The organism is uncultured Paraglaciecola sp., assembly GCF_937123705.1.
GTDB lineage: Bacteria > Pseudomonadota > Gammaproteobacteria > Enterobacterales > Alteromonadaceae > Paraglaciecola.
This window is the reverse complement of sequence record NZ_CAKZKO010000039.1, coordinates 1-10,212: the sequence shown is the minus strand read 5'-3', so window position 1 is coordinate 10,212 and position 10,212 is coordinate 1. Positions and strand designations below refer to the sequence as shown.

At 45.0% G+C, this 10,212-nt stretch carries 7 protein-coding genes; 6 read left to right on the top strand and 1 reads right to left on the bottom strand.

All coding sequences use genetic code 11. The features are described from left to right. The first annotated feature begins 143 nt into the window (after positions 1 to 143). Positions 144 to 1,181 carry an AraC family transcriptional regulator gene (locus Q0688_RS07340; RefSeq protein WP_299074674.1) on the top strand — a complete coding sequence of 346 codons (1,038 nt, stop codon included), beginning with the start codon at positions 144 to 146 and terminating at the stop codon, positions 1,179 to 1,181. 31 nt (positions 1,182 to 1,212) lie between these two features. On the opposite strand, the gene Q0688_RS07335 is transcribed toward Q0688_RS07340, so the two are convergent. Next, positions 1,213 to 2,262: a hypothetical protein gene (locus tag Q0688_RS07335; RefSeq protein ID WP_299074672.1), complete on the bottom strand. Its 1,050-nt coding sequence runs from the start codon at positions 2,260 to 2,262 to the stop codon at positions 1,213 to 1,215. 276 nt (positions 2,263 to 2,538) lie between these two features. On the opposite strand from Q0688_RS07335, the gene Q0688_RS07330 reads away from it, so the two are divergent. The 5 genes from Q0688_RS07330 to Q0688_RS07310 form a co-directional block, all read left to right on the top strand. Then, positions 2,539 to 3,774 carry a hypothetical protein gene (locus tag Q0688_RS07330; RefSeq protein ID WP_299074670.1) on the top strand — a complete coding sequence of 412 codons (1,236 nt, stop codon included), beginning with the start codon at positions 2,539 to 2,541 and terminating at the stop codon, positions 3,772 to 3,774. After that, entirely contained in the window at positions 3,774 to 4,703 is a 930-nt protein-coding gene (locus Q0688_RS07325) for a formyltransferase family protein (RefSeq protein ID WP_299074668.1), read from the top strand. The genes Q0688_RS07330 and Q0688_RS07325 overlap by 1 nt, the downstream gene beginning before the upstream one ends. Positions 4,704 to 4,733: 30 nt before the next feature. Beyond that, positions 4,734 to 5,312 (top strand): phage tail protein, encoded by a 579-nt coding sequence (locus tag Q0688_RS07320; RefSeq protein ID WP_299074666.1) that lies wholly within the window; start codon positions 4,734 to 4,736, stop codon positions 5,310 to 5,312. Between the two features lie 55 nt (positions 5,313 to 5,367). Next, positions 5,368 to 5,940 carry a phage tail protein gene (locus Q0688_RS07315; protein ID WP_299074664.1) on the top strand — a complete coding sequence of 191 codons (573 nt, stop codon included), beginning with the start codon at positions 5,368 to 5,370 and terminating at the stop codon, positions 5,938 to 5,940. 116 nt (positions 5,941 to 6,056) lie between these two features. Continuing rightward, positions 6,057 to 10,212: Ig-like domain-containing protein (locus Q0688_RS07310; RefSeq protein WP_299074662.1), on the top strand; the 4,156-nt coding region annotated here is incomplete at its 3' end.

Below are 10,212 nucleotides of genomic sequence, written 5' to 3'. Positions count from 1 at the left end.
CCAAGTTTTCATCCTAATAACTTTGATGAATCTGTATTGTTAGAGAAAGCAATGAGCCGTTTAGGTATTGCTTGATGGTAAGGTGAGCATTGCGAAAGTCGTGTAATATACTACTCTAAGCAAATATTTAAGATACTGAGCGCATGAGCGAACTTAAAGAATTAAAATTCCCAGCATTCTATAGTCAGCTAGCGAAAGATTTTATAGATACGATTACTCAGGATTTAGCTTTCGACTTTTCGATTTCTAAAGGCTTAGAGCTGATTAATATTCCTGTGGATATTTTACAAAATCCAGAAGCTCTATTAGATGGCGATCAGGTTTACTTGATGATTTCGCTAGGGAAAATGTTAGCTAAAAAAGATGAACCTTTTAGTTTACAAATACTGCAGCATTTCAAAGAAGATACTCTAGGAATGCTGGGATTAGCCATTATTAATGCTCAGGATGCTGAACAAGCACTTAATCTTTTTCAAGAATATACTGAGCTTTTTATACCAGGCTTTGATTTTAGTATTAATTACAGCGACAGATACCTTGATGTAGAAATTTTACCTCTCGCAAATTTTAAAAAACTAGAATCAACATTGGTTGAGTTGATTTGTTGTGCTTTTGATTTTTATGGTAAACGCTCAGGTTTTGAGATACAGGCTGAATTTTATTTTAGCCATGATGTTTCAGATTATAAAAGTCAGCTAGAGCAACAGTTTGAATCCCCTGTTTATAGTCACTCACCGATTAATAGAATACGGATTCCTCGAGCAGTACTGGCTCAGAGAGTTAAAAGTCCAAATTCATCCATGCAGGCTGTTTATATTGCTCAACTCAATCTTGAAAAAGCAAAGCATGAGCAGCAAAGTTCTATTAGTTTTCAGGCTAGGCGGATAATGCATTACAGCGGTAAAAAAGGGATTTTTCTTAATCGTGATCAGTTAGCTGATCAGCTATCCTGCTCTCATAGAACACTGACTCGCAAGCTGAAATCCGAAGGGGTGTCATTTCAGCAGTTGCTCGATGAAGTTCGATTTTCAATGGCGAAACAAATGCTGTATCAGTCGAGTAAATCGACTAAACAAATTGCTAATTATATTGGCATAACCAATCCATCAGTTTTTTGTCGGGCTTTTAAGAAATGGTCAGGAGTCACGCCCAGTGAATACCGGGCGAGTTTGCATGCATAGTGCTTCTTGTTTTTAGGATACTGGCACTAATTTAGGTAAAGTTGATCGGAAGCGTGCTTTCAATCGGAGAGAAAGGCTCTAGCTGAACCTTCAATTTACTCCATAAAGCACCAGAAGCAACCACGGGTATGCGACTACGATCCGTTTCATAATTATTTAGCTGCCAGTGTTGAGTAAAGCTTTTCGCATCTTCCGATTTATGAAGTTGTCTAACCTCACTGGATAGCTGAGCGATGGCTTCAATATTATTATCCCAGCTAAAACGATTAAAACCACGATAAGTAAAGGCTTCATCTACATAGCGATCACTCAATTGAATCAATTGCTGCATCAGCTGGTGGAGGAAATAATTCACATCAAGCTTTTTAATGAAAAGGCTTATGAATTGGGTATTACTTAATTCGCTCAACGTATGATTATTACTAGGAATAACCTTCAAATCGACTAAGAAATCGCCCGTGTGCCGCGCCATGAACGTCATTAATTCAAACTGGATTCCGCCATAATTTATTCGACAGAGCGCATCTTCTATCTCTTTCTTGAATAATGAGGGATCAGACTGGGGCCCAGTGACTTTGGCCGACTGTAGTCGATCGCTACTGTTAGTGAGTAGTGGCAAGTCGTGATGATTATTAAAAGGGGTCGTAGTCTTATTTAGAGTCTCTAAACGGAACAGTTCTCTCACCTCGTGTTCACGTGCTTTCTTTAACGCCAAAAATACCGTCTGAATGATCTCCGAAGTAGGCAGCTGCGGCTCAATGCGCCATTTTCGGCCATATACGATTTTATCCTGAGAAACTTCAGCATTAGAAGGCTTGTAATTATCAATGCCGACAATGCCTACTTGAATATAAATTCCTGCGTTTTTATTTGAGTGCTTATCTGAGTTATCTTGGCTAACAAATACTGGATAGCGTGGATCAAAGTCAATATCCAATAACAGCTGTTCGACAGACTGCAAAGTATGCTGGTAGCTTAAATAATGCTGAGGAATGCAGAAGCGCCCATCCGCCAGTTCTGCTTTTGGTGCATTATCTAACGCTTTCTCACCTGCGAGTAGTGTTTCAATATTTGACGTCATACCGTTTTACTTCTATTTAGCTTTTTATTGATCTGTTTAAACTTCAATTAACAGTTGTACTAGGCTGTAGTTTGTATACGGACGCACAAGCTTTTTGGTTTACATTTTCTGCTTAAAAATATCATAGCTTTCTGTAGCGGCCATTAGATTAGTTAAAGAAAATTGCTGTTTGCTTTTTAACTATATATATCTATTATTTATGTATTAAAACTTGATAGTGATTTTAATTACTATCAAGTTTTGTTCGATTTAGCTGAATGCTAGGCTTATAAATATATGGATATAGAAATTAATACCTTGCCAATAGGAATGGAGGGGGCAGAGCAGGATTCTCTGTATCATCCGGATTTATTGCAATCACTTAATCAAAATTTGCGTCAGCAATTAGCAACCAGAAATGCACCGTTGATCACACTGGAACAGCGGCAACAACAAGCGCGGGCGGCGCTTACTACTGCGGTGTCCAGCCGTGAACTTGGCCGTATTGCCTTTTCTCAAGAATTGAATAAGTGTTATGACGCTCTAACAGCTATTTATACATCGTTGGATTTACCACCTGAGCAGCGCAGTCTCCAGTATATCAATCGGCATGGTTTGGTCATGTCGCCAGATTATTGCATCAAAACTATCACCGATACCCCCAGAGTCGGTGCGTTTTGGCAGGCACTCGAACCATTAATAGGTGTTGACACCAATACCGAAGGCAAAGCACAACATCTTGTATATCCCGCCTGTGGGCCTTATGCCCCTTTGCTATTGCCTTTGTTGTACAGTTTAAAGCAGCAAGAGCGTTTAAACCCCCTGTTGAAAGTAACCCTGATTGATGTGCATCCTGCCGCTGCACATACGGCGTTGGAATTGGTGAACCTCTGTGGTTTGGCGGATCAAGTGGACGTATTGTGTTTGGATGCCTGTGATTATCAAGCTGAACCAGGCTCGGTGAATATTCTATTGTTGGAGTCCATGCAGCATGGTTTTGGCCGTGAAGCTCATCTAAGTATCTGTCAACACTTCGAATCCCTGTTAGCGCATGACGCCATTATGGTGCCTGAAAATATTTCTATTTGCGCTGTATTGGTTAAGAGTGCTGAGGAATATCCCGCCGAAGGACGCGATACCTCCATCGCTAACTCTGGCCGTATTGAGTTGGGCTCTATCTTGGAAGTTAATCGACATAACGTGCTGCAGTTACAAACTCTGGAATTGGATGGCGGTAACTGCTTGGTGGAATGCGACCAGGTAAGAATTCCCGATAATATTGTGGATGCCAAAGACTACATACTACTGCTAACGACCCGCATAAAAGTAGCTGAGAATTGTTGGATAGAAGAATATGAGTCAGGTATTAGTCATCCATTGCCAGACTTGAGTGTGTGTATAGGTTTCACTCCAAACGATTACAAGTCTGGTGATCTATTAGCTAAACCCGGGGACAGTCTTAAATTTTATTATCGTAAGCTGGGCTTACCGGGGTTTCTTCCGACACTGGTCAAGTCTGAGGTGAGCAGCTGATGAAAATTATCGTCGTCAGCCAAAGTTGTTTGTCTTTGCCGCTGATCCAGCAATTGCAGGCTAAAGGACAATTAGCCGGTGTTTGGCTACACAATGTTCGCGCCGAAGATAGTCAGCAGCTGGGCTGGTTTTGTCAGCAGCAGAATATTCCATTACAGATTATTGATCCGGCCCAGCCGCAAGCTTTATTAGAGCACTTTGACACTGTGGCGGCCGATTGCGCCATTAGTGCATTTTTGTCGTACCTGTTCCCTTCGCAAATAACGGAGAAGCTACAGGGTCGCTTAATGAATATTCATGCCAGTGCCTTACCGCAATTACGTGGTGCCGATCCTTTGTACTGGTTGTTACGCCAAGGAGCGAATGAAACTCAATTAAGCTTGCATCAAGTAGCGGATAAAGTGGATGAAGGGGATTTGTTGTTTCAGAAAGCATTACTGATTCACCCGTTTGATACCCATCAAAGTTTATCCAATACAGTGGCAACTGAATTACCTGTTTTGATTAATGCTTGGATAGATGCTGGTGGCCTAGACGTTACAGCATGGGCACAGGAAGGTGAATCTAGCAGCGCGCCGAAAGTCCAGATATCAGAGCGCCAGATTGACTGGTCGAGCATGAGTGGTCTGGATATTTTTAACTTGGTGCGGGCCTGTGCCAGTGCCAGTCAGGGTGCTTGGTTTCGATTTGGGCAGGAATATTTACAACTGTTGGAATGTACTCCGCTGGAAGGAGATAACTTTCACTTAGAGCCGGGCATGATCGTGCATTTAGGGGCACCTAAAGGAATATTGCTGGCCTCTACTGATGGTCTATTGCGATTGGATGTGATCAGTAGCCCAGGCGGAATTTTTAGTGGTTTACGCTTTGCCGAGCGTTATCGGCTGCAAGCTGGACAGAAGTTTGAAAGTTGTCAGGCCATTCAATAATAAATCTAAGCTTTATTAAGGAAAGTAAAAATGGATGATGGATATTACGGTTCAGTCCGCTTGTTTGGCGGCAATTTTGCACCACGTAGTTTTGCGCTATGTGCTGGACAGGTGCTGCCAATTAGCACTAATTCCGTACTCTTTTCAGTGATAGGCATCAGTTATGGTGGAGATGGTCGGACTACTTTTGGTTTGCCGGATCTGCGGGGACGGGTGCCTGTGAATATGGGGCGTGGCAATGGTTTGGCCAACTGGGTTATTGGTCAGAGAGGTGGTCGGGAAGTTAACCAACTAAGCATCGCAGAGTTACCTCATCATAACCACTCATTCACGGCCACAGGCGCTAATGGAAGTATCAGCCTTTATGTGAGTGAAGAAGAAGGAGATACCGATGATCCCACTGCGGGGGTGTTGGCCAATAGTGGTAATTCTCAATATAAAAGTGGCGTAGAAGCTCCGGCAGGGTACAACAACGGTCACTCAGGAACCTGTCATGTTTCGGGAGAGACTGGAAATACGGGTCAAGGACAGCCTTTTAGTAATATTCAGCCTGTTTTGGCGATGAATTACATTATTTGTACTAATGGCTTGTATCCGACTCGCTCTTAAAGTGTCGATTTGGATAGAAATATGACCGTTTATCAGAATATGAAGGATTTTAATTATGGATAACCAATATTTGGCTGATGTGCAGTTGTTTGCTGGAAATTTTGTACCCCGAAATTTCGGTGCTTGCTCCGGTAGTCTTATTGCAATTGCCCAGAATGAAGCACTTTTTTCCCTGCTAGGGACAACTTATGGTGGCGATGGTCGTTCTACTTTTGGCTTGCCAGATCTTCGCGGCCGGGTGGCGGTCAGTCAAGGTACTAGCCCTGGATTACAAGGCTGGTACTGGGGGGAAAAAGGTGGTTCGGAATTTACGACTTTAACTGAGCAGAACATGCCTCAGCACAAGCATATTATCGCTAATGCTGCGGGCACCGTGTCGCTATTTGTTAGCGAAGATGAAGGTAATAGTGATGATCCCGTAACAGGAGTTTTGGCTAACAGTGGAAACTCCCAGTACATCACAGGACCTGTATCAGGGAGTATGTATAACGGCGGCAATTCGGGTACTTGCTCTCTTAATGGAGAAACAGGTAATGCCGGTGCGCAGCGGAGTTTCAGTAATATTCAGCCGACGCTGGCTCTTAATTACGTTATCTGTATGGCGGGAATGTATCCTTCTCGCAGTTAAAAAGGTCATTCGAAAACATGGAGTAATCCCAGTGACTGCTATTGCTGGGAATTATGTTTTCTACGGTATTCAAAAATAAAGATAAACATAAACGAAAATTTTAAGGTCATCAAAAAATGAATCGATTTTGGCAAAAATTCATACTGGCGATAGGCTTCGCTGGTACCCTGTCGGCGCAGGCCGCCACCAGTTTATCGACGGGAGATATTGCCTTTGTTGGCTTTAATCTCGATTCCAACGATGATTTCGCATTTGTTTTATTGAAAGATGTGGATGCAAGCACAGAAATACGGTTTACCGACCAAGGTGTTAATAATCCAGGAACCTTCGTTCCAAACTCAGGTGATGGTGAAATGGTTTGGACCAGTGGCTCAGCATTGAGTGCCGGCACTGTCGTAACCATTACCGAGTTTACTCTTACGGCTTCAACTGGAACAGTTGTCCAGCCAGCTGATATGACTATGTCATCGATTGGAGATCAATTATTTGCCTTTCAGGGAAGCCTGGCATCTCCAACAATCATTACAGGCATGCATTCCAATGAAAGCAACGATCCATCCACTGATGGCGATTGGTCTGGCAGTACGCTGAGTAACTCAACCTCGGCTTTACCTGATGTATTAACCAATGGTATTAACGCCATTCGATTGCATAATGCATCGACCGAAGTTGATAACTGGCAATTTAGGTGTGCTGGTGGCACGGTTTCTGGTACGGCTGAAGAAATCGCCACAAATATTTATACGCTTGCAAATTGGGATTTTGATGATGGTACTGCCTACTCTCCCGTGGGCAAGGCCTGTACTTATATTGTTACTGCAGCCGCTGATACCGATGGTAGCTTAACCACCGCGGGTGGGGTTACTGAGCCGGTGGCCATCGATACCACCCTAGATACCACCGGCGAAGCTGTGAATGTTTTTGACTTCACATTGAGTGATGGTGGTACCGCCGATGGTAATGCGTTAACGGTTAGTCAGATTGTATTGAACGTGAGCGGCACAGCCTCCGATACTCAGCGTGATAATGTGACTTGGCGTTTGAATGGTAATGATGCCAGTAATGTTACAGGTACCTACAATGCAGGAGCCGATACCATTACGTTTACAGGTTTGAGCATTTCTATCGCCGATGGCGCTAGTGAAGTTTACACCGTTAATGCTTATTACAATGACAATACCGGTTTAACCGAAGGGCTTACTTACATACTGTCCGTTGATGGTGATACAGACCTCACGGTCGGTGCTGGCACTCAGATGGGCGCAACTTCGGCTATTACAAATAGCACTGGTAGTACGGTAAATGTTGTCGCAACAACATTAGCTTTTACCACCCAACCAGCAGGTTCTGTTTCGGGTACTGCATTAACAACTCAGCCTGTCGTAACAGCTCGCGATGCTTTTGGTAATACCGATGCCGGTTTTACCGAAACCATTACTTTAACTGAGGCCAGTGCGGGTAGTTTGAGTGGTGCTAGTGTCGCTGCAAGCAATGGTGTGGCTACTTTCACCGCGGTGAATTATACCGCTACCGCTGACCAGCAGAGCTTTACCTTAACGGCCAATGATCAAGACGGTGTCGGTTCAGACCTGTCAACGACGAATGCCAATGCCGTGACGGCCGATGTAGTCGCCACCAAGTTGGTCTTTGATACACAGCCGATTCCGTTGTCGGTTAACAGTGGTGAATCCAAAGCCTTTACAACAGTTCCCGTTGTTTCTGCCAAAGATGCGAATAATGTGATTGATACTGGTTATAGCACTGGAATTACCCTAGCCGAAGTTAATGGCGCGGGATCTGCGACCCTAACAGGCACGGGTGATACGGATGGCAGTGGGGCTACGGTGACATTGACACCGACATCTGGTTTGGCGACGTTCACAGGCTTGAATATGACTTATACCGCCTCAGGTGGTGCATCAGAAAACTTTAACCTGCAAGCCTCCTCCGGTGGTTTGTCCTCCGCCAATAGTAGTCAATTGACTGGGCTGGTCGCTGATTCCGATGGTAGCCTAACCGCCGCGGGCGGGGTTACTGAGCCGGTGGCCATCGATACCACCCTAGATACCACCGGCGAAGCTGTGAATGTTTTTGACTTCACATTGAGTGATGGTGGTACCGCCGATGGTAATGCGTTAACGGTTAGTCAGATTGTATTGAACGTGAGCGGCACAGCCTCCGATACTCAGCGTGATAATGTGACTTGGCGTTTGAATGGTAATGATGCCAGTAATGTTACGGGTACCTACAATGCAGGAGCCGATACCATTACGTTTACAGGGTTGAGCATTTCTATCGCCGATGGCGCTAGTGAGGTTTACACCGTTAATGCTTATTACAATGACAATACCGGTTTAATCGAAGGGCTTACTTACATTCTGTCTGTTGATGGAGACGCAGACGTCACGGTCGGTGCTGGCACCCAAATGGGCGCAACCTCGGCTATTACAAATAGCACCGGTAGTATGGTAAATGTTGTCGCAACAACATTAGCTTTTACCACCCAACCAGCAGGTTCTGTTTCGGGTACGGCATTAACAACTCAGCCTGTCGTAACAGCTCGCGATGCCTTTGGTAATACCGATACCGGTTTTACAGAAACGGTGACTTTAACTGAGGCCAGTGCGGGAGCATTAAGTGGCAACGCTGTTGCCGCTGTTTCAGGTGTGGCGACGTTTACTGCCCTGAATTACAGCGCGACTGCCGATCAGCAAAGCTTCACCTTAACAGCCAATGATCAGGACGGTGTTGGTTCAAACCTGTCAACGACGAATGCCAGTGCCGTGACGACCGATGTAGTCGCTACCAAGTTGGTCTTTGATACACAGCCAGCGCCTTTGACACTCAATAGCGCGGTGACAGAAGCCATGACAACGGTACCTGTGGTATCGGCCCGAGATGCCAATAATGTGCTTGATACTGGCTATACAACAGGTATTACCTTGACAGAAACGGGGGCTGGCTCCGCGATAATGAGCGGAACAGCGGATACTGATGGTAGTAGTGCAACGGTTACTATTACGCCTACTGCGGGTACGTCGACTTTTAGTGATTTGACAATTAATTATACGGCTTCTGGAGCCGCCGAAAATTTCAACCTGCAAGCTTCTTCTGGTGTTTTGTCCACAAGTAACAGCAGTCAGTTCCTGGCTAATACCGATACTGTTAACCCACGTATCAGCGATATCTTCCGAGCTATCCCCACAAACTCTCCTACTAATGTAGATAGCCTGATTTGGACGATTGCGTTTAACGAAGTTGTTAATAACTTCGATGTGACAGACGTTGAAGTAACAGGGACAACAGCTACGGTACAGAGTATTACCCCGATAGGTAGCTCTGTATATCGAGTAACCGTGTCCGGAGGCGACTTGGCAACGCTTAATGGCACAGCGACCCTTGCAATTGCTAGTGGTCATAATATAGCGGACGAAGCAGGCAATGCATTAACTAACCTAGTACCGACGGTTCAAAACGTAAATACCTTTGTGGTAGATAACAATGAGCCAACAGTTGCGATCAGTGGTGTGCCTGCAAACAGCAATGCGGCGTTCACCGCGACCTTCACTTTTAGCGAAGCCGTGACAGGTTTTGATGCAACAGATATCACATTAGGCAATGCAACTAAGGGCACATTTACGGCCACTAGTTCGACGGTGTACACCTTGGTGGTCACACCGACAGGCGCTGCAGTCACGATTGATGTTGCAGCTAATAGCGCAATCGATGTTGCAAGCAATGGCAATACGGCGGCGATTCAAGCGAGCAGTGCCTTTGATAATGCAGCGCCAAGTGTTGTGATCAGTGGTGTGCCTGCAAACAGCAATGCGGCGTTCACCGCGACCTTCACCTTTAGCGAAGCTGTGACGGGTTTTGATGCAACAGATATCACGTTAGGTAATGCAACTAAGGGTACGTTTACGGCGACTAGTTCGACTGTTTATACCTTGGTAGTAACGCCTACTGGGGCAGCGGTCACGGTTGATGTTGCAGCTAATGTCGCAGTTGATGTCGCTAGCAATGGCAATACGGCGGCGACTCAAGTAACAAGTGCCTTTGATAATGAAGCACCAACAGTTGCGATCAGTGGTGTTCCTGAAAACAGCAATGCGGCATTTACAGCGACCTTCACCTTTAGCGAAGCCGTGACAGGTTTTGATGCAACAGATATCACGTTAGGCAATGCAACTAAGGGTACGTTTAGCGCGACTAGTTCGACTGTTTATACCTTGGTAGTAACGCCTACTGGGGCAGCGGTCACGGTTGATGTTG

Bases quoted from the DNA above. Each gene is read 5' to 3' on its own strand.
- Q0688_RS07325 (WP_299074668.1), top strand. From the start codon at position 3,774: ATGAAAATTATCGTCGTCAGCCAAAGTTGTTTGTCTTTGCCGCTGATC.
- Q0688_RS07335 (WP_299074672.1), bottom strand. From the start codon at position 2,262: ATGACGTCAAATATTGAAACACTACTCGCAGGTGAGAAAGCGTTAGAT.
- Q0688_RS07330 (WP_299074670.1), top strand. From the start codon at position 2,539: ATGGATATAGAAATTAATACCTTGCCAATAGGAATGGAGGGGGCAGAG.
- Q0688_RS07320 (WP_299074666.1), top strand. From the start codon at position 4,734: ATGGATGATGGATATTACGGTTCAGTCCGCTTGTTTGGCGGCAATTTT.
- Q0688_RS07315 (WP_299074664.1), top strand. From the start codon at position 5,368: ATGGATAACCAATATTTGGCTGATGTGCAGTTGTTTGCTGGAAATTTT.
- Q0688_RS07340 (WP_299074674.1), top strand. From the start codon at position 144: ATGAGCGAACTTAAAGAATTAAAATTCCCAGCATTCTATAGTCAGCTA.